We start from the raw sequence: 23,523 nt of genomic DNA, 5'->3' as shown, positions 1-23,523 counted from the left end.
AATAAAACTGCCTATAACGCGTAGCTACTCTTTTGTGAAGGTTTCTTGATAAGGTAATCCGCAATATGTTCAGCCATGGCGACCTGCCGCTGGCTGAATGCAGGATCTAAACCTCCGTCATCGAGCAAACTACTGAAACATGCGATGACAATGTCGTGCTCAGGGTACACCATCAGTAATTGGCCGCCATACCCCAAATGACCTATCCAACGACCATTGGTTTCTAGAAAGTTGTGATAGCTCACACCCAAGTGGCTTTGTGTTCCATCAACGCGACTATGCATAGTTTGTTGCGTGAACGAGGTGCTGCCTACATGCTGGCCGGTATACCCTTGACCGCCGCGCCCCAATAGCCTGCCATAACGACATAAATCCCTTAGCGTCATGTGAAGACCGCCACCAAGAAAAGGAACGCCGCTGCGATCGGTAGAGACAAAAATACTGTGTTCAGGGGCAAAAGCATCGACAATATCGAGTACCAGTGAGCGAATATCAATGCCACAACATACTTCACAAATCCACGCCACAATATCTGTGTTTGCGGTTTTGTAGTGGTGTTCCCCAGGTACTGCACTCACGCCGCCATTGTGGATTGTAGGAAAGAACTCACGCATAGTGCGATGGGGAATTGAGGAGTCAATTCGCCAACCATGGGCATCTTCAAGTTGGTTTAGCATTGCGGTAGCATCGTAATAGTCTTCGCTGTATTCATTTGCCACTGCCATATCCATTACTTGTTGCACTGAAGCATTGGCATACCCACTTCCAATGTGTTTGATAAAGTGGTTAACCGGTAAGCTTGTATCCAACTTACCTTGTTCATGAAGCTTGCCAGCTATCAGGTGAACTAAGGTTTTAGATATTGATTGGATAGAATGAATATCGTCAGCATGACAATCGCTAGCATAGTGCTCAAATACAACATCGCTACCCTTCGTTACACAAAGCCCATCGAAAAAAGGATGGCTGCTATACCATCGCACTGTATCTATATCATGCAGCTTAAAATCGATATTAACTGACAATGGAACCATCTGGGGCGCCCGGCAAGACATGCCGTAACGATGATTTTTATAGAGATTCTTAAACCCACTTCTACGGTTGTGGGGTAAATCCCACTCACCTTTCTTGCCGCCTCTAACGTGAAGGTGATGGGCGGGTGATAAAGGAATAGTCATTAGTGTGATCCTACGGTTGTAGGCCCTGATAAAGCGGATTTTTTACCCAGATAAACGGAACCTAAAAAAGAGAGGTAGCAGAGTGTTAACGACACCATACCAAACGTGAGAACATTTAAGTAATGATCGTCTTTTACCATATTGGCGCCTAAAAATGGTCCCACCGCTAGCGCAATATGAACACTGGTACCGTACAGAGGCAGAAAGCGCCCATCCTTATCTGCATCGCTAAAAATGACAACTTGATAAGAAATAATATAGCTCCAGAAAAACTGGAAAACAGCATTGGCGGCGAAAAATATAAGGGCACTGTGAGGAAATACATCAAGCACATAAAAGACCACCAGCATCATAAATTGAACGCTTCCGGCAACAATCATTGGCCATGCTGTACCCCATTTTACACCAAAATAAGCAGCGCTAAATGAGCCAAGTAAACTGATAATGTATCCCGCACTTAAACTAAACCCTACGTCCTCCAAAGAAAGCCCTGTATTAAGCGCTATTCTTTCTAAATAACTCCACACCACACCAATGGTAACGAAATATAGGCTTGTACCAGCAAATGCTAATGTGCCTTGCCAGCCAAATTTTCGTACTGGAGGGAAGTGAGAACTAGGCTGAGTCTGCGTATTATTAGGGAAATAAAAGTAACTCAGCACAATGGCCAATATCGCCCCTAGCGAGATATATAGGTAAATGCCATCCAAGCGCCACTCATGGGCTAAACTTGGCAATACAAATAATCCTATGGCTCCAAAAATAACCTGGCTACATACCATCAACGCACTGTTTCTCGCGGGGTTGTGACTATCGCAAATACCGGCCAGCGCAATTGCATAGGCCGCCCCCGCCCCTAGTCCACCTGCAAATCTAAGCGCCATTAATACAGTGAAATTGGTTTGATGGATAGAGACAATATTGGTGGCAAAAAAAAGCGTCAGCGCCCAAAGTACAGCGCTGCGCCAAGGATATTTACGTAGCCATACCATAGCAGTTGTAACACTTAGGGCGATACCAGCAAGATCGGCTGAACCAATTAGGCCTATTTCTGTTGCACTTAGCGCTAACAAATCGTTAAGCGCGCCAATGTAAATGGGCAGTAAAAGTAACATTGCTTCGGTTACGGTAGCCCCCACAATAAGCGCCAAAATAGAGAATCGGTTATTTATATTGATGAGATTCGCCTTCATAAACGTTGCCTGTACGGTATCGAAACGTGGTTCGCAAAAAACAAGCAGGCGAACATAATTAGCTTTTGGCTAACCAAATTAGCCAAAGTTTATTTTATCGTCAATAGCTCAGTAAAATAATATGAGGGTTAAGTCTCCACAAAATGCGAAGTTTACGTTATTTACCAATGCAAAATATCAAGTACAGCTAGTAAAAACGCAATGTGACTGGCACTATTCCCATGCCAATGGCGCCCTATTAACACAACCAATGCTAGGTAGTGCAGTGACAGACCAAACCTTTTATAGACCCAGTGTAATACACACTAAAGACAAAATATTGAATGCGGCAGAGCAGTTAATTACTCTAAAAGGTGTGTATGGATTTAACCTTCATGACATAGCAGAGAAAGTAGGTATAAAGGTGCCTTCGATCTACAAGCACTTTAAAAATAAAGATGAAGTGTTAATGGGCGTGTCAAAGCGTTTTGTGGAGCTCTTGTCACTTCAGTTTCAGTTAGAAGATGGGCTACCCTTTACTGTGCAACTGCGGCAATGCTTAGACACGTTTGTTGACTTTCATATTCAGCATCCTGCCTTTGTACGACTCGCTATCATTGATTTTGCGACTCCAAAAGGCGGAATGGAGTACGTGACGGCAGCCTCTGGTGGTAACTTTGAAGAGAATATTACATCCGGTGTGTTGTCGGTTATGCACTCGCGGGTAAAAACCTTGCTAGATACCGCTGAAAGCAATACCTCTCCTTACAGAAAAGTAGACAATATTGCGTTTTACAGGCTTATTTACTCTTCGTTACTTATTCAACTTCTCTTCCCTTCTGATACCTCATTAGTTGAAGGCTTCTCCCGCACTCAAAAAGACAGTGTAAAAGACGATATTTATGATTTAGCAATTCGCTACTTGAAAAAATAACGTTAGTAGGGATAGTTGGGCGAAGGGGGGAGATTAAGGGTTGCCCGAGGTAAAAAGCCCCAATATATTTACCCAACAGCCAGCTTGGCTGAGTTGTGCCACATGTATGTAGGCATGGGGTGCTTTAACCGCCATGTTATATTCATCGGTTGTGAACCTTCATACTTTACAAGTTCAACAGGCCCGAAGTTCACGAAGCCCATTGTTTTGCCATATGCGTCTTTCGCTTGTTCTCTTACAAACAGAATCAATGTTTTTTTATTCTGCTTGTGTTCAATATAGCTAAGGCCTTTTCCTGATGTAGGTTTTGAACTGTTTTGCGTTTGCCAGTGAAATAATGTTGGACTAATAGCATAGTCATGATACATGGTCGTTACAGAAAACTGTTTTTCACATTTATTGAGCGTCACAAATAGCAGCTCTGTATTTGTGGATGTTATATTTAAAACACCTTCACGACTTGAAGATTTTCTATCAATTGTAGTGTCACCAAATGCTATCAATATATGTTCTTTAGGGTATCTCACATGCATTTTAAGAGGGGAGTTATCAACTATCTCATTTTCCACTGATGGCATTGAAAACTCTTGTGTTTCAAGGCGCTCTATCAGCAATGTGATGACTTCAAGTAACTCTTCTTTAAGCGGTGAGATGTTTAATGTCGCTATACTCGATGATATCGAACTAAACCCTGCTTGCTTAGCTGTTTTATCCCAAAAATCATAATGACACATAACGGCAAATAGTTGGTGCATGTTCCGGCCCATTCCGATCACCCATTTCGGTTCAATCCGATCAGTGATTTCGGTCTAATCCGATCGCTTATTTCGGCGTTATCCGATCAAAAATGACGTTTTTCCGAAATCACTGTTCGGAATCCCGAAATCTTCTTCTTTTTCTCACTAAATCAATTGGTAAGCTCAACTTCATCACTTTATTGAAGGAACGAGCTGCCATGGCGAGAAAGAGAACCGATATGAGAAAGATTAAAGACGTCCTGCGTCTCAAATTCGAAGTAGGATTAAGCCATCGAGACATCGGCCAATGCTTAAGTCTCGGCCCTTCAACCGTGAGTGAAATACTCTCGCGCTTTAAATCCAGTGATTTATCGTGGCCGTTGCCGGAAGCGCTCAATGATAAAACGCTCGAGGCTCAGTTGTATAACACTGGTCCCGTTCAGCGCCAAAAACGGCTGCCTGACTTTATGCTTATGCAGCAAGAGTTGAAGCGTAAAGGCATGACTAAGCTGTTGCTGTGGGAAGAGTATTGCGCCGAAGATAGTGCGTCAGCCTACGGTTATACGCAGTTCTGCGAGCATTATCAGCGATGGCTTAAAAAGCAGAAGCGTAGTATGCGCCAGCATCATATTGCGGGCGACAAGTTGTTTATTGACTACTGCGGGCCGACAGTACCGATTGTTAATCCCTACACAGGCGAAGTGCGTTATCATGCACAAATCTTTGTTGCGACTTTAGGCGCGACCAACTACACGTATGTTGAAGCTGGCCGCTCTCAGCGTGAAGAAGACTGGATAATGGCGCACGTAAGAACGTTCCGCTACCTTGGCGGTGTACCCCGTTTACTTGTGCCGGATAACCTGAAATCAGCCGTTACCAAAGCCCATCGTTACGCGCCCACGCTGAATGAAAACTACGCCAAAATGGCGCGGCATTACGGCTGCGCCATTGTGCCTGCACGGCCTTATAAACCGAAGGATAAGGCTAAAGCAGAAAATGCGGTACTGATTGTTGAACGCTGGATACTAATGCGATTGCGACGGGAGTGCTTTTACACTTTAGCGGGCCTTAACGCACGTATCAAAGTGTTAATGGAAGAGTTAAATAATCGGCCGCAGCGCTTACATCCAGGCTCTCGCCGAGAGCAGTTTGAACTGCTCGATAAACCCGCGTTAATGCCATTGCCTGGCACCACGTATGAGTACATCGACAGTAAACGAGCAAAGGTGGGGCCGGATTACCATGTGCTGTACCAAAAGCACGCTTACTCTGTACCGCACACCTTAGTAGGCAACACGGTGACCATCGAGGCAAGTGGCAGTGTGGTCAGTATCTATCACCAAAATCAACTGGTGACACAGCACGCTAAATCAGCAAAAGACGGCGGCTTCTCAACGCAAAAAGAACACATGCCGGACAGCCATGTAAAACAGCGCTTCAGCGCTGAACGCTTATTGCACTGGGCGGAGAATATTGGTGTAGGTACGCGCGGTGTGGTGCAGTGGCACATCCATAGCCGTCAACATCCAGAGCAAGCGATAAAAAGCTGCCTAGCCATTCTAAATCTCACTAAACAGCATGGTGCTGCGCGACTTGAAGCCGCTTGCCAAAAGGCGTTACTGCTAGAACGCCCTCACAGAAGCGTTGTGATGAACTTACTCAAACATCACCAAGAAAGCGTACCGAGCACCGCTGTCGAACACGATGAGCAACCTGTAACCCACCACAATATCCGCGGCCAACATTACTATCAATAGGACAACCCATGACACAATCTCAATTACAAGAGCAACTGCGTAGCTTACGGCTTGGACACTTCGCTCAAGCGTTACTGCAACAACAAAGCCAAGCGACAACCTACGACGAGATGAGCTTCGAAGAACGCTTAGGATTACTGGCACAGCATGAAATCCACTGTCGGCAAGACAGCAAAGTGAAGCGTTTACTGCGTCAGGCAACCTTGCGCTTAGAAGCTCACGCCAGCCGATTGGAATACCGCGCAGAGCGCGGTCTACGCAAAGATAAAGTCGCCACACTGTTGAGCGGCCAATACTTACATCATGCCCATAACATTATCGTTACTGGCGCAACGGGGTGCGGTAAAACGTACTTCGCTTGCGCATTAGCCAGACAAGCCTGTGAACAGCATCATACAGTACGATATTACCGGCTCGGCCAGCTTCTAGATGAGCTGAATATCGGCCACGCCGATGGAAGTTACCGACAACAGCTTGCACAACTCGCTAAGAAAGAGCTGCTCATCCTAGATGACTGGGGAATGGAAAAACTGAGTGCAAGACAGGCCAATGACTTACTTGACGTGATGGAAGAACGATATCAAAACACCAGCACCATTATCGCTAGCCAGTTGCCCGTTACCGAATGGTACAAACTCATCAGTAACCCCACCGTGGCAGATGCATTACTCGACCGTTTACTGCACAACAGCCATCGAATTGAACTGGCTGGCGAATCGATGAGAAAACTAGACCAATCCGATCACTTAAGGTAAAACTGGCAAGGACGAAAAAGAAGAAGAAAAAGTGATCGGATAAAACCGAAATGACCGTTCGGATTCACCGAAATACGCAGTTGGCAGTGCCTTTCAGGCACAGATTGAATATTGACTAGGTTAGTTAGGGAAAAGTTAGACTCGCATAGCGCTTTAACAAACCTTAAATATGAAAAAGATGTATTGACTAGAATTCGATTATTGATTGCACGGTAATAAGCTGCGTATATGGGAAAGTCAGCTTCATTTATATCATCCTGATTGCTTGCAGCAATTAGAGCGTTCCATCCTCCAAACTTGCCAACTTTTATTTTATAAATATCTTCTAAAGTAATGTCTGGATAGATACGTAAAAATTTTGTCAGAGTAAGTGGTAAATCTGTAACGTGAGGATAGTTAGAGATAAGGTTAAGCAACTTGTTTTTATTTAATGTTGCTTGAGATATGTTCCTCAAGATCATTTGCTGAGTTTTCTCTTGTAACTCAATACGGCAGCCAAGAGGAAGGTGAGGAAAACCTTGTTTGACCTCTTTTGAAATTGCTTGGTTTGTTTTGCCAACTAACGCCCTAAATTTATGTGAAAAATCATATTCAGGTCTAGAGTTGCCAACAAAATCTAAAATGGTACAGCATTCCTTGTTTTCGATTAACCGGAGTCCTCGACCTAATTGTTGCAAGAATATAGTTAAACTTTCTGTTGGTCTTAAAAATAGTAGGGTATCTAGTTCTGGAATATCGACACCTTCATTAAAGATATCCACTACAAATAGAACATTAATTTCTTTCGATCTTAAACGCTGCTGCTGAATATCCCGATCTTTAGAATTATCACTAATAAGCACTCCACAAGGAATATTACTCAAGGTAAATTTCTTAGCCATATAATTCGCATGCGCTTTGCTTACGCAGAACGCTAGCGCTCGCATTTGAGAAATGTCAGTAATAATTTCATTGAGGCTTTGAATAATTCTAATTACCCGTTGATCATTCAACGTATACAAGTTAGTAAGCTCTGCAACATCATATCGACCTTTTGACCATGAAATTTTCGTAAGATCTGTTTCATCATCAATGCCAAAGTACTGAAATGGCGATAAATGGCGTTGATTTATTGCTTCTGGTAACCGAATTTCAGCGGCAATAACATTGCAGAAATCTTTGAGGATGTCAGCACCATCATGGCGTTCCGGTGTTGCAGTTAAGCCAATGAGTATAGTTGGCTCAAAGTGCTCTAAAATTGGGCGATAACTATTCGCTGTTATATGGTGAACCTCATCAATAACAATATAGTCAAAGTAATCGTTAGATAAGTTCAAACTGGAAAGTTGATTATTGAAACTCTGGATGGAAGCAAATAGGTGATTAAACTTTTCAGGCTTATATTGGCCTACCAATAGCTCACCAAACTGGCTGTTTTTAAGCACTCCACGATATGCGCTTCTGGCCTGCTTAAGTATTTCCTCTCTATGGGCTAAAAATAGAAATTTAGCCTCAGGGTTTTCATTGTAAAACTTTGCAAAGTCAAAAGCTGAAATGATTGTTTTGCCTGTTCCTGTAGCGGCGACCACAAGGTTTTTATATCTTCCGTGCAGCTCTCTTTCGACCTTTAATTTCTCTAAGATATTTTTTTGATGAGAGTGCGGTTTAATATCAAAATAAAAGCTAGGCAGATTGCTATCAAACGAACCTCTGGCAGTTTGAAGGGCAATATTAAGCCTTTCCTTGCTTTGTGCTTTGCCATCAAATCGTTCGAAATCTGGCGATTCCCAGTAAGTTTCAAAGGTGCTGAGAGATTTCTCAATAATATGAGGAATTTCTTTAGAAGTTATTTTTAAATTCCATTCTAAGCCACTGGTTAAGGCTGAGTGAGATAAATTCGATGATCCAATGTAACCAGTGTGAAAGCTGGTATCACGCATAAACAGATATGACTTAGCGTGTAATCGTTCCCTATTCGTATTGTAACTGAGTTTTACTTCTGTATTAGGTAGTGATGCTAAAAACTCTACGGCCTTTGCATCAGTGGCTCCCATATAGGATGTGGTGATAACTTTTAGTTGCTTACCACTGCGAGTAAATTCCTCAAGCTCCTTCTTAAAAATCCTAATTCCAGCCCACTTTATAAATGAAACTAACCAATAAATTTTGTCTGACGACTGAATTTCTCTTTTAATTTCAGTTTCGAGCGAAATGCCAACGTTACTGCCGCAAAACAATTCACTTTGAGTTAGTCCAGTCAGGGGGCATTATTGATTCGACGTATTTAGGAAGATTAGACGCAACAGGGTTTTGTTTGTCTAGGAGTGCAGTCAGTATCTTGCCTTGCGTATCAATTAAATTGTCAGTGATAAGTTCTTTATCACCAATATTGTCACTTAACCATTCAATGACGCTATTGGCTAAGTTTATTTGCTCAAGAATTCTATTCTCACCGTTAGGCACTGAATCCATAGCAATGTCGATAATTCGAGTTAGAAATCGAGATAACCAAGACGTGGCTTCTCCATTTTCTAAGGAACGCTCACCCACATAAAAAGTTTCACGATCTAAATTTTGCTCAACCAATTGAGTAATTAGTTGTTCATATATGCCAGCTTGATTCATAAAGTTCCTTTTCAGTCATCGCTTTTTCGAGCATAACTGAAAAGTGAATAGTGGTAAAAGTTTAGTGAATTGGGGTATCGGTTAAGTTCCACATGAAATCCAACCAGCGGCCCACAGCCTCGACTTTTTCAGGATATTGCGGGGCTCTTTCACGAGAGTGCCTAGCGGGGGAATTGTTCTGCTACGTCCACTTATTCTACACTCATACTTCAATATCCGGTATATCGGACGCTTGTGATCTTAGGTGCTGTGTTCGTACCAATATATGCGCTTGTACCTCAGCCATGTAATGTCGGTCGTCTTCGGTAAAATGCTGTTCTTGAGTTAACTTTTCGATAAATGATTGCTGCGTAAGTATGGCTATGACTTTATCTGCCAAATCACTTAACTGGCGAGATAAGAGCTTTTTATTCACCCCGCAGGTTTCTGCGAAATCAGCTAATTGGTATGCATTTATATTTTCGGGGTCAAACTCATTGCCCATCGCCATAGCAAGTACATGCTTGAACTGCGGGAACATGGCAACATTCACTAAGTCATAAGCTGGCGTGAATCGACTATTACGCTTATCAAAAAACAGCGAAATGTTTTTGCCGTGACTGTCGTAATTGCTGATCATCAAATTAAATAGCTGCCAGTTGATAAGCCATTGAAGACTCTCTACGGGCGACGACATAGTTTTCGCCAGTTCAAAGAGTCGGGGTAAGCTAGCGCCATCTCGAATATGCTGCACGTCTCTGCCATCACCTAGGTTCCGCTCGTATTTGTAGTCTCGTGGTAGGTTAAGTGCTTGGCAGCCATCAATGACATGTCTACGAAAAACTTTGGCCTGTTCGGGCGCATACTTACGATCAAAACGCTCCACAATTAGCGCTGGGTATTGTTCGAAGCGAGTGAACTGGACTTCTGCGGTGGGCAGTCCCACTGCCTTTGACAGCTTCATACAAAAGTATTCGTTGAGTACAAGGTTGGGGCAGTTAGGCTTTTCAAACTTGAGAATTAGCGTTGAACATAACGTCCCATCGCCAAACCCAATTTGGCCTTCCTCGTTTATGAATATATTGAGCTTATCTTGTACTCCGGCGACACTCAGACGTGGTTTGTCATCCCATGCTAACAACCCAATATCTTCCTTCCTGGCAAGCCGCTCTACCAACTCATCCTGCTCTATCAGTCTAAATTTCGGCTCGCGTGCTTCGCGTAAATTATCTGAGCCTTGTCCTCTCGCCCTAAATGAAATGGCTCCTGCCAGATCATTGCCAATAGCTCGCACTTGGGAGTAAACATTCTTTTCAGAGACGCCGAGATGCTCCACTAAGAGTTTTCGAGCTTCTCCTTCAGGTAATGCATTATCAAGGTAGTTATAGGCGACTTCACGAGAATGGGTGTTGTCTAGTGTTAACGCGGGAGAAAGTGGGTAGCCTGTTTGTTGCCAATCCGGCTCATATTCCAGTTTGAGCAGACTGGTACTTTTATCCACAGTTAACGTGCCAATATGTTGCTCTGCCAAATAGATGAGCAAAGTGTATGCTGAGGGCTGGTTGATATTGTCTGCTGGCATTCTTGCTATACCCACTCGTCATCGCTGACACTTGAGCCATGTCGTTTTTCAAGCGAAGGTGACGTAAGTTTGATTCCCAGCCCATGTAGCACGGCAAATGCGGCAGCGAGGGTGCAATTATCATTGCCATTTTCAATGCGAGATAAGGTATTGATCCCTACATTACACAGCGCGGCGCAATCTGCGAGCTTCATACCCATCTCTGTTCGCTTAGCTTTAATCAATTGCCCTAACACATGTGCGTCATCAATAAACTCTGTCTCAGGCATTTTTGAGGTAGTGACTTTCTTTGCCATCAGTCTACTCTAATATTCATTAGTATCAGTGATTATAGGCAGATATTAATAAATGACAAGTTTGTTCACCGTTAACGGTGATTTTATGTCTGATTGGTGCATTTCGGCTTAATAATTCATCCATATCGGTGAATTATTAGGTGGTTGGACAGGTTATTGTTAATCGTTCACTATCATTGTTGAATACCACAGAGGCGCAAAACCGTCCAGGCAGCAACAACCCAAGTATCATCTGTATGCTCTGGGTTAAGTCGTACGCAATCAGCGTTTATCTCCCTTTCTTTAGAAAATCTCTTTTGATATTTCTACGGTACTAACTTTACGATACGTTTAAGCTTGAACAACATATTCGCTTCATTCTTCGAGGGACTGGCTTCATAGTCAATCTGCCGTAAAAGTGCCGTGTTTTTTGGAATGTTGAAAGTGTGAAGAAATCTGTAATCCAAAGTTAAATGTTCCTTCGTGGATAGGGAGTCGTTGTTGTTGACGTTAAAAGTCTAGTTTCGGATCGAGGCCATCATTAAGCTTTTGTCGGCAATCAATTCTGAATTTGATGGCATCTTCAAGATCAAGCAGCTCTTCATGCCCCTTGCCATAACCACAAATTTTATACTGACGTCGTTTTCCAAATAATTGGTAACGAATGATCCAACTGGCCGTGCCTTTGGATTTCAAATAAAGATACATACTAGGGTAGACTTTTTCGAAAGTGGGTGGCCGGATTGCACCAGCGCTTCAATATGTTTTGCCGTTTGTGAGATATTCATCAACTTTCCCTCATTATTCGGAACAAAATTGCGAACAAAAAGAGGGGAAAGCTGGACCAAAAGTCACCACTTTGGTCCTAAATTAGCTTGTTTTTTTATTAACACTGCCCACCACTTGCCTATGGCTTTTACTAAATCTTAGTGGTGCTTCTTGGCTAAAACTACGGAAAAACAGTGCCGTTTTTATGCTGCTGTTAGAGCTAAAACATAGCCTTTTTGAAAGGCTTTATCGAGTAACTTTTTCAACACTTCACCCAGTAATGGATACAATAATATCCACTTTCTGTTTTATTTCGCTATAATGGATATAACTGTGTCCACTTAGTCTTTGCGGATGAATTTTACCTTACTTGATGATACCGATGTAAGCCAAGCCTATGCGGCTCATTTACGTGAGTTACGCAAGCGGTCAAAGCTTTCACGTACGGCGCTTGCTGAACGAAGTTGTGTACCTGCGTCCACCATTAAGAAATTTGAGCTAACTGGGCAAATTTCATTTCGCCAATTGTTGTTGCTTTGGCAGACCCTCGACTCATTGGATAGGCTATATCAGCTCACACAACCTAGCAAAGAACGCGCTGCTGTACCCGCGAGTATTGATGAGGTGCTAAAAGATGAGTTTTAAACCCATTCAAAAACTCATGGTAACTCGTACGTTAAGCTCAGGTGAGCAGGTTGCTGTAGGGGTCTTGGCGCAGAATCGGCAAGGCGTTTTTTTTCAGTATGAAGACAGCTATTTGCAGCAGTTTGGCAATTTATCACCTTTAACTTTGCAACCGAATACGCAAGTCCAAGCCGCGCCTAAAGCGCCACATCAAGGTGTACATGGCGTATTTGGAGATTGTTTACCCGATGGCTGGGGCATGATGTTACAAGATCGTATTTTCCGACAAAAGGGCATCCTACCTAATCAATTAACGGCGATGGATAGACTGGCCTTTGTCGGTGATAAAGGCATGGGAGCATTGTCTTTTTCTCCAGTGTCTGAGTTTTCAGCCACCACGCACGCTGACATTGATTTAGCTACTTTAGGCTTAGAAGCACAAACGCTGTTCGATGCTTCAATGTCAGATTGTATGGACGAGAACCACGATGAGTTAGATGGGCATACGCAACAGGTGTTGGCCGCATTAGTCGCCGGAGGTAGTTCGGGTGGGGCAAGGCCAAAGGCACAGATTTATATGCCTGCTGGAGAAGCTCGGCATTGTCGAACCTTTGCAAAGCCTAGTGATGAAGCGTGGCTGATTAAATTTACCTCAAATAATCTCGCGCTCGGGCATGAAGAAGGTTTATGCGAGGCGGTCTATTTGCAAATGGCTGAGCAAGCAAAGTGTCAACCGCCGCAATGGCAACTCATTGAAGCGCCAACTGCAAGCGGTGCGCCTGCCTGGTTGGCGCTCAAGCGTTTTGATTATGTCACTGAACAGAGCAATTTCGATAGCAATCGTAGTTCAGGCCGATTGCATATGCACAGCGCTTGCGGGCTGCTGGATGCAGACTTTAGAACGCCAAGTTTAGATTACATTGATTTAATTAAAGCCAGCCGTCAGTTGTGTAAATCTCCAGCCGCCGGGCAGCTGCAATTTCGCCGTGCCGTATTTAATCTGCTGTCGTCTAATCAAGACGACCACAGTAAAAACTGGGCGTTTTTGCAAGCGGATGACGGTCAATGGGATCCTGCACCTTTTTACGATGTTACCTACAGCCCACATCCATTCAACGAACACGCCACTGCGTTCGGAGGTTATGGTAAAGCGCCACCGCTTAAGGTGATGCAAAAACTAGCGACCAGCGCTGGCTTTTCGAATTGGAATGATGCAAGGCAAGTCATTGAAGAAGTCGCAGAAGCCATCAGCCAATTTACGTATCTGGCACAGCAGCAAGGGATCAGTAAAACAACAGTGTCTGCGATTGCTAAGACATTGGATCAGCGCAAGCAGGAAAATGCCGCGCTTTTTCTCTAACAATAAGGAAGGACAGCAATGAAGCTCGGTCGAAACGATCCTTGCCATTGTGGCAGTGGTAAAAAATTTAAACGTTGTTGTATGGGCAGCGCTTCCAAGCAACTTGACCAAGTTTTCGATGATGTTGAAACCATGCTGGCAATGAACCCAGATTTGAGTATTGATGAACTCAACGCAGCCTTGCAGCACAAAGTGCACGATCGCAATAATCAACCTCATCCCGATTTTTGTGGTGTAACGCCAACGCAAATGGCAAATTGGCTGTATGCGCCTTTTGCTGAATTACAGTGGGTGACAATCAGCACGCCAGACGAACTTTCTCCCAGCCCGGTGATGCGCTATTTAGCCCTCATTCTTGACGAAGCCATGAACCAAGAAGGCTCCTTTAAAGCCACAAGTAAAGGCAACTTACCGACTAAATTAGTCAAACAGGCCAGTGAGTTATTACCTGAGTTTGCCGTTGCTCAATTCGAACGTGAAATAAGTATCAGTGAGTTTGCGGGCAGTAACGAAGACAAATTCAATGCCTTGCACTACACCCGAGTGTTAGCTGAAATTAGTGGTATTATTTATCGGCGCAGCGGTCGATACTATGTAAAAAAATCTGCGCAGAAACAATATCAGGCGTCAGGTATACAAGCATTTTTTAAACCTATGTTAGAAGCAGCCATCAGCCAATATAACTGGGGCTATTTGGACGGTTTTGAGTTTGATGTCGATTTGCGCACTTTTTGGTTGTTTATGTTGTGGCGCATTCAGAACCACAGCAGTGTAGATCAGCTGACTGAAGAGGTTGTGACAGCTTTCCCAGATTTACTGTTGGCGTTCCCTACTAAAGATTACTTCTTACCAGAAAGAAACTTAGGCATGCTCATCGAAACCAGGTTTATTGAACGTTTTTTGCAGTTTTGGGGATTTTTGATTATTGACCAGAGGCGTGTTTTTAGCACTGAGCCTGCCGCCAGTATGGTTAAGATACAGCCGTTATTAAAACAAACTTTTAAATTCACTATTAGCGAGTAATAAGGTCAACCAGTGACTTGGTTTAGATTGCCCCAAATGTATCGAGAGGCTATCTCACCAGCCATAAACAATATAAAAGGTGCCGGAACAACAACCACTAAAAAGCAAAAATCTCATATGGCCTAAAATGGATATTATGGCATCCATTTTAATACAAATAGGCTCAATATGGATGCTATGGTATCCAAGAGAAGTAAGGCTGAATGTCGACTGGTTGGCATGAGGTCTACAAATTGTTACCCATACGGTAACTTTGTGTAGACCTCAGGGGCTAAGCAACGCGCTTTTACCCTCTATCAGGTAAATATTGCGTGAAATACAAAGCATCACGATGTTGGTTTGTTCTAACGCTGAAGAGCCTTGTGTACCCGTTAACTTAAAGGTTTTACTTGGAGTACATTTTTCAACATAGGATGCCAACGATTTTGCTCTTGTACGTTTACCACTTTTTTGCGCTTTGTAGCTTAAAAACCTACATAATGTGGGTGTTAAAAACACAAAAGCCCAGTATAAATGGGCCCTAGCGGAGGTGTTTGGACTCTAATGGATATTATTCAATATTCTGGATCTGCTCGCGCATCTGCTCAATCAAAACTTTAAGTTCAACAGCTGATTGAGTGATGTCTGTGCTAATAGATTTAGACCCAAGGGTGTTAGACTCACGGTTAAACTCCTGCATCATGAAATCTAGCCTGCGGCCCACTGCCCCGCCTTTTTTCAGGATATTACGAGTTTCTTTCACGTGGGTATTTAGGCGATCTAATTCTTCTGCCACATCTACCTTTTGCGCCAACATAATCATTTCTTGTTCAAAGCGGCCAGCGTCTAGCTCTACTTTGGCTTCTTCAAAGCGGTTTTGTACTTTCTCTCGTTGCCACACCATTATCTCAGGCATGCGCGCAGTGACCTTTTCCACTTCTTTTTCAATGGCATCTAATCGCTGCGTAATCATGCCTTTAAGTGCGTCGCCTTCACTTGCTCGTGCGCTAATAAAGTCGGAAAGCGCTTGGTCAAATGCGGCCATTACGTCGGCGTGTATGGTGTCCATGTCGGCTTCTTCAGCCGCTATTACGCCGGGCCAACGAAGAACATCGAGAGGGTTTACGCCGGTGGACTGACCATGGGCTTGTACCCAGTCGGCGGCGTGCAACACTTGTTTTGCTAGGTCTTCATTAAGGCTTAGCTTAGTGACAGCGGCATCGTTTGCGGTAAATCGCAAAGCACATTCAACTTTTCCACGTGCTAGTTTCTTTCTGAAGCGCTCTCGCAAAACGGGCTCTAACGAGCGAAACTGTTCGGGCAAACGAAAATAGGTCTCTAAAAAGCGTTGGTTTACAGAACGTATTTCCCATACCGCTGAACCCCATTCTTTTTTTGTCTCTACGCGCGCAAACGCTGTCATGCTGTAAATCATAATTTTCCTTTTGCTGGTCAATGAAAGCCTGCAAAAACAACGGGCCGAAAGCACATTGTGTTCAAATTTTTAAAGGCAGGATTTCTCGTTCCTTCTATAGTAGCGCACAAATGAAATAAACCGGTAAGTTAAAAGGCTAAAAGTTCATTTTTGCCACCCGCCCTTAGTGCGTTATACTTGCTCCTTCAGTGCCTAGCGGTTGTCGTTATACGTACAAATTTTGTTAGGCCACACTCATTTTTAAGCATTTACGTTGTGGAGAACACTATGCGTCCAAGCGGCAGAACCGCCAGTCAAATTCGTCCAGTTACTATTACTCGTCAGTATACCTGCCATGCTGAGGGGTCTGTATTGGTGGAGTTCGGAAACACCAAAGTGCTATGTAACGCAACGGTTGAAGAAGGCGTGCCTCGTTTTATGAAAGGCCAAGGTAAGGGCTGGATTACCGCAGAATACAGTATGCTTCCTCGTGCTACCCATACGCGTAGCGGCCGTGAAGCTGCCAGAGGCAAACAAGGTGGACGCACCCTAGAAATTCAACGCTTAATTGCTCGCTCGCTACGTGCGGCGGTAGATTTAAAGCTCTTAGGTGAAAATACTATCACGCTTGATTGTGATGTTATTCAAGCAGATGGTGGTACGCGTACTGCGTCTATTACAGGGGCATGTGTGGCACTTGTGGATGCGCTAACTTATATGCGTGCAAAGGGAATTTTGAAAGCTAACCCGCTTAAACACATGATTGCAGCCTTGTCGGTGGGTATCTACAAAGGTACGCCTATTGCTGATTTAGAATATACCGAAGATTCTGAAGCTGAAACAGACATGAATATCGTTATGACGGAAACCGGCAAACTGATTGAAGTGCAAGGCACCGCTGAAGGCGAACCTTTTGATTTCCAAGAACTAGATGAAATGCTAACTATCGCGAAGCATGGTCTACGTGAATTGTTCGACATTCAAAAAGCAGCATTGGCGTAAGGAGTTAGCATGAAGGCGTTCCAACGTGATTTTATTGAATTTGCTATTGCCCGTGGTGTTTTAAAGTTTGGTGAATTTACCCTGAAGTCTGGCCGTGTAAGTCCGTATTTTTTCAACGCGGGTCTATTTAACCGTGGCGGTGATTTGGCTAAGTTGGGCCGCTTTTACGCGAATGCATTAGTGGATGCAGGGGTTGAATTCGATGTGCTATTTGGCCCAGCGTATAAAGGCATTCCCATTGCCACCACTACCGCGGTAGCGCTGGCCGATAGCCATGGTCAAGACGTGCCTTATTGCTTTAATCGCAAGGAAGCAAAAACCCATGGTGAGGGCGGTAATTTAGTGGGAAGTCCGCTCAGCGGAAAAGTGATGCTTGTTGACGATGTAATAACAGCGGGTACGGCTATTCGTGAATCTATGACGCTTATCGAACAACAGCAAGCCAGCTTATCGGGTGTGCTAATTGCGCTAGACAGGCAAGAGCGTGGTAAAGGCGAACTGTCGGCTATTCAAGAAGTAGAGCGCGACTTCAATACTCAGGTTATCTCTATTGTGTCACTTGCAGACGTAGTGGCTTACCTTGATGAAAAAGGGGGGCACGAGGAGCAAATAAACGGGATTAATGCATACCGAGAGCGTTATGGCATCTGATATTCAAATGCTATTCGATGAAGCCAGCGCGCATCTTGATGCGCTAGGTTTACGATGCCCTGAACCCGTTATGATGGTACGCCTTCAAATACGCAAATTAGCAGAAGGTGAGACCTTATCTGTGGTGGCAGACGACCCTTCTACTGCACGAGATATCCCTAGTTTTTGTCGGTTTATGGAGCATACCCTTGTTGCTTCGCAAACCGAAAACATGCCCTACCAATATGTAATTAAAAAGGGCGTTTAAGAAACGCCCTTTTTTGTCTTTATTTAGCTGAATTGAGCTAGGTTTCAGAAATTCCGTCGGCTAGGTTCGTCGGTACTTGGCTTCAAAACCACAATAGATCCCAAACATGATGAATCCTGCGCCTACGGCGGCGAGAAGGTATAATCCAAAAGGTTGTTGGGTTAAGGTGGTGAGTGCTTTTTGCAAGCCTCCGGCTTCTGACGGGTCACTTTGAAAGGCAGAAAGTGCAAAGAAACTGCCTACGAATAAATACACCACGCCTCGTGCGAAATAGCCTAAGCGACCAGCCGTTTTGGTGGCCTGTTGACGGGTTCCTGTCAGCTGGTTTTGATCAAACTTTTTCAAAAAATCTGCTGTGTAGGCGTGTTTGAACTGGATAAACGCGAAAGTAATAATCGCTGCACCTACCGCGGCCACCAGCAATATCCCCCATTCGTATTGCATAAGCTGTTGGCTTACGTGCTTACTGTTCGACCCATCACTTTTTTGGTCGGTACCCATAAGTACGTTTGCCCCTAGGTAAGCCGCCGCAAAATAGAACAAACCGGATATAAACAGAAAACCTCGCATCACAATGTCTTTCGCCTTGTCCATTTTTAACGACTCGGTATTTAAAAAGCCTTGTAGCCAGCGCCACAATGCATAACACACTAGCCCTACAATAAGGCCAAATAACAGTGCTTTGCCAAAAGGTTGGGATTGAAGAGTTTCAAAAACGTGTTTCTGTGTGGCTTTTTCACGTTCAGCGGCAGTTATTACAGAGGAAAGGATAAACAAACCAAGTAGTGAATACATCACGGTTTTCGCGCTGTAGCCCGCGCTAGCAATCACATTGAGCCAGTTTGTAGATGATGACATTCCTCTTCTCCTAATAATAAATATGTTATTAGGTAATCAAGATTTAAACCATCTTATCTCGGTTGCAGCATAATTTAGGCTGTTAGTGTTCTTCTCCGCTTACGGCTTGTAATAGCAGCTGCTGTAATTGCCTTTTGCTATGGGTGCAGGTGCAATGAATGTCGGTGAGGTGAATGTTCTGACCACTTAACATTTTACGAAGCACCGAGGCTTTAACGTTGACTGATATAAAATCGTTACTGTTTACGTTCGATTTAGTTGCCATTTTTGTGCATCCTCTTTGTATTGCTAATGTATATTTACAGAAGCAAGCTGGGGGTATATGGAAGTAGGTGGTACTCGATTTTTTGTGGTAAGAAGGCGTTGGCTTCCCACCTCAAGGGATTGCTGAAGTGTGACAATCATCTTACATACCGAGGGGTTTGTGGCATGTAGGGGCAAAATAGTCATTAACTGCTGCTGACATTCTTGAAGTACTCGATGAGCTTCTTCAATATTGTCGCTTTTTATGAGCAAATTAGCCAAGTACATGCCCATGGTGCCGAACGCCAAAACATCCTCTTGTATAGGTTTAACGCTATCTGACGATACCGGTTGGAGCGCAGTTAAAATAACCCTGGCCGCTTCAAAGGTTTGATAGCCTAAATACTTCGCTTCCTGCGTATCGCCTCTCAGGTGTGCCTGCTGTGTTTGTTTTTGCAGAGCGCAGCGATGCTCTCGCGCAACAAGGGGGTTAAGCTGTAACCACTTGCGATAAACGGGACATAAATGGTGTGTCTTCATATTTGCACCTCCTAATAACTACACTAGTGCAAATAAGAATCATTATCAAATGTAAAGTTCAAAAAAACGATGATGATCATCTAAATAATTTTTTAGAGGAGGCTCTCATCCTTAGCCAGCCAGCTGATTGCTTGCCCACCAAAGAATAATAACGGCAAGCGATAAGGCAATAATTGCTTTTGCTTTGTAGCGTTTAATCAAGTGCTCTGCTCTATCGCCTGCGTAATATACCACGAGCGCTAAGCCGAAATAGCGGATGGCTCTTGCAATGATAGTCGCCAGTAAAAATAAAGGGAGTGAATATTGCGTTGCGCCGGCAGCAAGCATGGCCACTTGAAAAGGTATGGGGGCAATGCCGAGTGTCATTACAAACCAAAAACCTTGGTTTCGCATTTGTTGTTTTACGTTTTCAAATTGCGACTGACTGAAAAAGGTGTCAATCACCCATTGGCCAATCAGGTCGAATAGGTAATACCCTAATGCATAACCAAAGATGGCACCGATTACACAGCCTAAGGTGGCCATAAAAGCAATTTTCCACAAGCTATCTCGCCTAGCTTGCATCAAAGGAACCATGATGGCTTCAAGCGGCACAGGCACAATGGTGGACTCAAGAAAGGAGGCGGTGGTAATGCCTTTAAGCATATGTTTAGAGTCAACAAGTTGCTGTGTTTTGCGCTTAACCTTTGTGCCTAATGCCATAGTGCCTACTTATTGCTTGTAAATTTTACCGTCCTTCATGACAAAGGCCACGCTTTCAAGTAACCGTATATTTTCGAGTGGGTTGCCTTTTACGGCAATCATATCAGCTAGCTTTCCTGGCTCTAAGGAGCCCAGTGTTTCACTGACACCTAGAAGGTCCGCACTGTTTACCGTTGCGCTCAAAATAGCATCTGCAGGTGACATGCCGGCTTCAACCATCAGAGCAAATTCTTGGGCATTATCACCATGAGCTGATACACCGCTGTCTGTACCAAAAGCAATTTTTACGCCCGATTTGTGAGCTTTGGCAAATGTACTTTGTATTAACGGCCCAATGGCAGCGGCTTTAGGTTGAACCAACGCCGGAAAATAACCGTCTATCTTAGCTTTGTCTGCCACGAATTTACCTGCCAGAATGGTAGGCACATAGTAGGTACCATGTTTTTTCATTAGGTTACGAATTTCATCGTCCATGTAGGTACCGTGTTCAATAGAGTCTACACCTGCAATGACAGCGCGTTTCATCCCTTCCTTTCCATGCGCATGCACTGCCACTGTCATGCCGTAGTCTTTTGCAGTGTCTACAATGGCGCCCAGTTCGTCTGTCATGAACTGTGGATTTTGGCCGCTTTTTGCCACACTCAATACTCCGCCTGTGGCAGTAATTTTAATAAGGTCGGCGCCATCTTGATATCGAGAACGAACCGCTGCTCTTGCTTCTACTTCGCCGTTCACTACGCCTTGTTTTGGTCCAACATCAGGCCTAATCATGTGTGACATGCCATTACTAGGATCCGCGTGCCCGCCAGTAGTGGCTATAGATTTGCCTACAGTATAAATTCGAGGGCCAACCGCATAACCTTTATTAATGGCGTTTCTTAACGCCACAGTTTCATGGTAGCTGTCGCCGAGGTTACGCACAGTGGTGAAGCCTGCATCCAGCGTTATCTTTGCGTAATTAGCCGCGCGCAGCGCATAGTCAGCTTCATTTAACGAGAAACGTTCAAGGTATGTTTGTGGTCCGCCGTGCTGGGAAGACAAGTGGACATGCATATCCATTAAACCAGGTAATACGGTGGCATGTTTTAAATCAATGAGGGTATCGCCTTGTGATGGGGGAGTAAAACCCTCCTCAATGGCTTCAATCTTGTTGCCGTTAACGACAATCGTGACCTGGTGTTTTAAGGTATCTGACGTACCGGTAAAAACACTGCCTGCATGAATCACAGTGTCTGCACTTACGTTAAATGAAAGTGCACTAATAGCAGCGTATAGCAAGGTGAACGGCATGCTTTTCATAAGTATTCTTCTTAATGATTGAATGTATATTGTACAGCTAATGTAAATGAGGCAGCAGGAGAAGGCAAAAGAGAAGTGGAAAAACGTGAATGAATTCTTGGGGTTTTCGAGATGGGGCGTCGTTGATTGTGCTTATGTTTCTTAGTTGCAAGGGTGGCCGAGGCGGGCTTACGACGTTACTTCACCTATGACAAACTGCTTGCCGGCGGAGTCTAGGCTAAATTGCGTTATTGTGGTGTTATTCTCTTTCTTCCTGACTTCTTTCGCCTGTGCCAATAATTGGTAGTAAACATTCTGGTGTAGCCGCGCCCACAGGTTTCGTCTTACGCAAAGGTAAGGAATAGCTGTGGCGTTGTCGTCTCTAAGCGCGCTAGGGGGAACACGTAATTCAATTTGAGATAGGTCGGTAAGAGGGATGGTGTCGCCACTTTGTGTGGTAAACACTAAGGTGTCACCATTGTTTTCCCATTCTACGATAATAAATGGGGTATCTTCGACGCGGATCCCCACTTTCTCTACTGGGGTGACTAAGAAGTAGTTGTCACCTTCTCGTTTAAGCACGGTTGAGAATAGGCGAACCAAGCTGGCTCGACCAATAGGGCTGCCTTCATAAAACCAACGTCCGTCCAGCGCTATTTCAAGGTTAATATCACCGCAAAAAGGAGGATCCCATTTATCGACTGGCGGAAGTGCGCGCGCCTCGCTAGACGCGCCCTTCAATTGTTGCTGAAATCTACTGAGATCCATCTGCTTGAATCAAGGTTTTCAACTCTCGTAACTTCGCTTTAATACGACGCATATTGTCTGGGCCGGTTCGAAGCAGTTGCTTTTGAGGCTCGTTAAGGTTTTCTAGACGAGAATCAGCATACTTATAGGCAACAGAGTCAGTATAAACTTCGACAGGTACAGGGACTTCTGGAGTATCTAGCAATTCGTCAATCGCCATTAAAAGTACCTCATTGAAATCTTGGTCAGGCTCATCACTTATTTCCGCATATTTATTTTGTACGTCGTCTTTGTACAGGTTATACACACTAAGTAACGCTTGATTGTCGAATGACTCCAGCATATCTACATAGGGGGTATACCGCTTGTAGCTAGCGGCGTCAATCCATTGCTTGCCCGCCTGCGAATATACGCGGAACGACTGCTCTGGTGGATTAAGTAGTTGATGATTAGGTGCCATTTCGTCATTTGCTAAATTAGTGACGGTTACCACAAAACGCTGCAGTAGACCTTCGTTAACCAGCATGCGATTAACACTGTTATCGTTGGCGGTAGAAATATCCCGTAACGATGCCTTAATGGCGGGGTCGCTCACATCCAGCGGTTCTGGCTCTGTAGGCTCAGGTTCTGGTAATGGCTCTACTTCATCTTTTTCTTCCAATTCCACGGGAGGCGGAGTAGGTCGAGTTTCAAATACCTCGGGTTCTTCTGGCACTTCAAGCTCGGGCTGAATCACTTCAGGCTCTGGCGCTACCGGAGATTCGTCTTCTGTTGGCCAAAATACTATGGCCAGTATGATCACAATGATCACCCCAATAATGAGAAAATGGGGAACCAACGTACGTTTTTCTGAGGTTTCGCTCATAATGTCTCCGCTGAAAAATTGTCCTTTCTTTTATACTATCAGAGATAACACCCAAAAATTGAAATTCAAGCAAGAGAAATATACTTCTCATCGTGTAATTTTCTTTTTTTGTCCCTCTTTGAACGAACTATGACCCTAAATCGATCGAAATTATTCCGTATTTACGTGCATTTACATAGTGCTAGGGGGGAGGATGACGTCGATACAGCAAATCATGCCGTGCGCCAGCGCGATGAGTCTTTGACTTCG

At 44.1% G+C, this 23,523-nt stretch carries 22 protein-coding genes and 3 pseudogenes; 9 read left to right on the top strand and 16 right to left on the bottom strand.

Translation table 11 applies throughout. The features are described from left to right. Window positions 1-11: 11 nt before the first annotated feature. Together IUA53_RS20030 and IUA53_RS20025 are read right to left on the bottom strand one after the other, a co-directional pair. Complete coding sequence (locus tag IUA53_RS20030; protein ID WP_196897717.1) at window positions 12-1,178, bottom strand: serine hydrolase; 1,167 nt, start codon at window positions 1,176-1,178, stop codon at window positions 12-14. Continuing rightward, entirely contained in the window at window positions 1,178-2,371 is a 1,194-nt protein-coding gene (locus IUA53_RS20025) for an MFS transporter (protein ID WP_196897715.1), read from the bottom strand. Before IUA53_RS20025 ends, IUA53_RS20030 begins: the two co-directional genes overlap by 1 nt. A 121-nt stretch (window positions 2,372-2,492) precedes the next feature. Here IUA53_RS20025 and IUA53_RS20020 point away from each other — a divergent pair, with 121 nt between their 5' ends. Further along, window positions 2,493-3,284, top strand: a complete 792-nt coding sequence (locus IUA53_RS20020; protein ID WP_196897713.1) for a TetR/AcrR family transcriptional regulator — start codon at window positions 2,493-2,495, stop codon at window positions 3,282-3,284. A 68-nt stretch (window positions 3,285-3,352) separates the two neighbouring features. On the opposite strand, the pseudogene IUA53_RS20015 reads toward IUA53_RS20020, so the two are convergent. Beyond that, a pseudogene (locus IUA53_RS20015) lies at window positions 3,353-4,045 on the bottom strand (DUF3427 domain-containing protein); the annotation flags it as partial. Between the two features lie 194 nt (window positions 4,046-4,239). Between IUA53_RS20015 and istA the strand changes: the two are divergent. After that, complete coding sequence (gene istA, locus IUA53_RS20010) at window positions 4,240-5,778, top strand: IS21 family transposase (RefSeq protein ID WP_272965909.1); 1,539 nt, start codon at window positions 4,240-4,242, stop codon at window positions 5,776-5,778. An 8-nt stretch (window positions 5,779-5,786) separates the two neighbouring features. Then, window positions 5,787-6,533 (top strand): IS21-like element helper ATPase IstB, encoded by a 747-nt coding sequence (istB, locus tag IUA53_RS20005; protein ID WP_015066349.1) that lies wholly within the window; start codon window positions 5,787-5,789, stop codon window positions 6,531-6,533. 119 nt (window positions 6,534-6,652) lie between these two features. Here the strand turns inward: istB and IUA53_RS20000 are convergent. From IUA53_RS20000 to IUA53_RS19985, 4 genes and pseudogenes are all read right to left on the bottom strand, one after another. Beyond that, window positions 6,653-9,137: pseudogene (locus IUA53_RS20000) on the bottom strand (DEAD/DEAH box helicase family protein); the annotation flags it as partial. A gap of 202 nt (window positions 9,138-9,339) precedes the next feature. After that, window positions 9,340-10,698: a HipA domain-containing protein gene (locus IUA53_RS19995; protein WP_196897708.1), complete on the bottom strand. Its 1,359-nt coding sequence runs from the start codon at window positions 10,696-10,698 to the stop codon at window positions 9,340-9,342. 5 nt (window positions 10,699-10,703) lie between these two features. After that, window positions 10,704-10,994 (bottom strand): helix-turn-helix domain-containing protein, encoded by a 291-nt coding sequence (locus IUA53_RS19990; RefSeq protein WP_044449143.1) that lies wholly within the window; start codon window positions 10,992-10,994, stop codon window positions 10,704-10,706. A 489-nt stretch (window positions 10,995-11,483) separates the two neighbouring features. After that, entirely contained in the window at window positions 11,484-11,669 is a 186-nt protein-coding gene (locus IUA53_RS19985) for an integrase arm-type DNA-binding domain-containing protein (protein WP_196897706.1), read from the bottom strand. Between the two features lie 426 nt (window positions 11,670-12,095). Between IUA53_RS19985 and IUA53_RS19980 the strand changes: the two genes are divergently transcribed. The 3 genes from IUA53_RS19980 to IUA53_RS19970 are packed head-to-tail and all read left to right on the top strand — an operon-like array spanning window position 12,096 to window position 14,748. Continuing rightward, the gene (locus IUA53_RS19980) at window positions 12,096-12,386 is read left to right on the top strand and encodes a helix-turn-helix domain-containing protein (RefSeq protein WP_044449140.1); all 291 of its coding nucleotides are present in this window, start codon (window positions 12,096-12,098) and stop codon (window positions 12,384-12,386) included. Then, window positions 12,376-13,725: a type II toxin-antitoxin system HipA family toxin gene (locus IUA53_RS19975; RefSeq protein WP_196897704.1), complete on the top strand. Its 1,350-nt coding sequence runs from the start codon at window positions 12,376-12,378 to the stop codon at window positions 13,723-13,725. The genes IUA53_RS19980 and IUA53_RS19975 overlap by 11 nt, the downstream gene beginning before the upstream one ends. Before the next feature lie 18 nt (window positions 13,726-13,743). Continuing rightward, window positions 13,744-14,748: a YecA family protein gene (locus IUA53_RS19970; RefSeq protein WP_196897702.1), complete on the top strand. Its 1,005-nt coding sequence runs from the start codon at window positions 13,744-13,746 to the stop codon at window positions 14,746-14,748. Between the two features lie 286 nt (window positions 14,749-15,034). Here IUA53_RS19970 and IUA53_RS19965 read toward each other — a convergent pair. Both IUA53_RS19965 and IUA53_RS19960 read right to left on the bottom strand, forming a co-directional pair. After that, window positions 15,035-15,198 (bottom strand): annotated as a pseudogene (locus IUA53_RS19965) (AAA family ATPase); the annotation flags it as partial. 100 nt (window positions 15,199-15,298) lie between these two features. Then, window positions 15,299-16,162, bottom strand: coding sequence for a YicC/YloC family endoribonuclease (locus IUA53_RS19960; protein ID WP_044058579.1), 864 nt, complete (start codon window positions 16,160-16,162; stop codon window positions 15,299-15,301). Window positions 16,163-16,429: 267 nt separating this feature from the next. Between IUA53_RS19960 and rph the strand changes: the two genes are divergently transcribed. Genes rph through tusA form a run of 3 tightly spaced genes read left to right on the top strand, consistent with a single transcriptional unit; the run spans window position 16,430 to window position 18,041 of the window. Beyond that, window positions 16,430-17,143, top strand: coding sequence for a ribonuclease PH (rph, locus tag IUA53_RS19955; protein WP_044058578.1), 714 nt, complete (start codon window positions 16,430-16,432; stop codon window positions 17,141-17,143). A 9-nt stretch (window positions 17,144-17,152) separates the two neighbouring features. Further along, entirely contained in the window at window positions 17,153-17,794 is a 642-nt protein-coding gene (gene pyrE, locus IUA53_RS19950) for an orotate phosphoribosyltransferase (protein WP_044058577.1), read from the top strand. Further along, on the top strand, window positions 17,784-18,041 hold the full coding sequence (gene tusA / locus IUA53_RS19945) for a sulfurtransferase TusA (protein ID WP_196897700.1): 258 nt from the start codon (window positions 17,784-17,786) through the stop codon (window positions 18,039-18,041). Before pyrE ends, tusA begins: the two co-directional genes overlap by 11 nt. 60 nt (window positions 18,042-18,101) lie before the next feature. Here the strand turns inward: tusA and IUA53_RS19940 are convergent, their stop codons facing one another. From IUA53_RS19940 to IUA53_RS19910, 7 genes are all read right to left on the bottom strand, one after another. After that, window positions 18,102-18,899: a DUF1206 domain-containing protein gene (locus IUA53_RS19940; protein WP_044058576.1), complete on the bottom strand. Its 798-nt coding sequence runs from the start codon at window positions 18,897-18,899 to the stop codon at window positions 18,102-18,104. Between the two features lie 82 nt (window positions 18,900-18,981). Then, entirely contained in the window at window positions 18,982-19,164 is a 183-nt protein-coding gene (locus IUA53_RS19935; RefSeq protein WP_196897698.1) for a hypothetical protein, read from the bottom strand. 23 nt (window positions 19,165-19,187) lie between these two features. After that, window positions 19,188-19,682, bottom strand: a complete 495-nt coding sequence (locus tag IUA53_RS19930; protein WP_231401209.1) for a hypothetical protein — start codon at window positions 19,680-19,682, stop codon at window positions 19,188-19,190. Between the two features lie 111 nt (window positions 19,683-19,793). Beyond that, window positions 19,794-20,384, bottom strand: coding sequence for a YqaA family protein (locus IUA53_RS19925; protein WP_196897696.1), 591 nt, complete (start codon window positions 20,382-20,384; stop codon window positions 19,794-19,796). A 9-nt stretch (window positions 20,385-20,393) separates the two neighbouring features. Further along, window positions 20,394-21,674, bottom strand: coding sequence for a metal-dependent hydrolase family protein (locus IUA53_RS19920; RefSeq protein ID WP_231401340.1), 1,281 nt, complete (start codon window positions 21,672-21,674; stop codon window positions 20,394-20,396). Between the two features lie 177 nt (window positions 21,675-21,851). After that, window positions 21,852-22,430, bottom strand: a complete 579-nt coding sequence (locus IUA53_RS19915) for a DUF1285 domain-containing protein (protein WP_044449120.1) — start codon at window positions 22,428-22,430, stop codon at window positions 21,852-21,854. Further along, window positions 22,417-23,274 (bottom strand): DUF3014 domain-containing protein, encoded by an 858-nt coding sequence (locus tag IUA53_RS19910; protein ID WP_196897692.1) that lies wholly within the window; start codon window positions 23,272-23,274, stop codon window positions 22,417-22,419. The genes IUA53_RS19915 and IUA53_RS19910 overlap by 14 nt, the downstream gene beginning before the upstream one ends. Window positions 23,275-23,523: the final 249 nt, after the last annotated feature.

Origin of the sequence: Alteromonas sp. B31-7 (assembly GCF_015767655.1) — a bacterium.
Lineage (GTDB): Bacteria > Pseudomonadota > Gammaproteobacteria > Enterobacterales > Alteromonadaceae > Alteromonas > Alteromonas australica.
The sequence above is the reverse complement of the archived record's forward strand: the minus strand, read 5'-3'. Positions and strand labels throughout refer to the sequence as shown.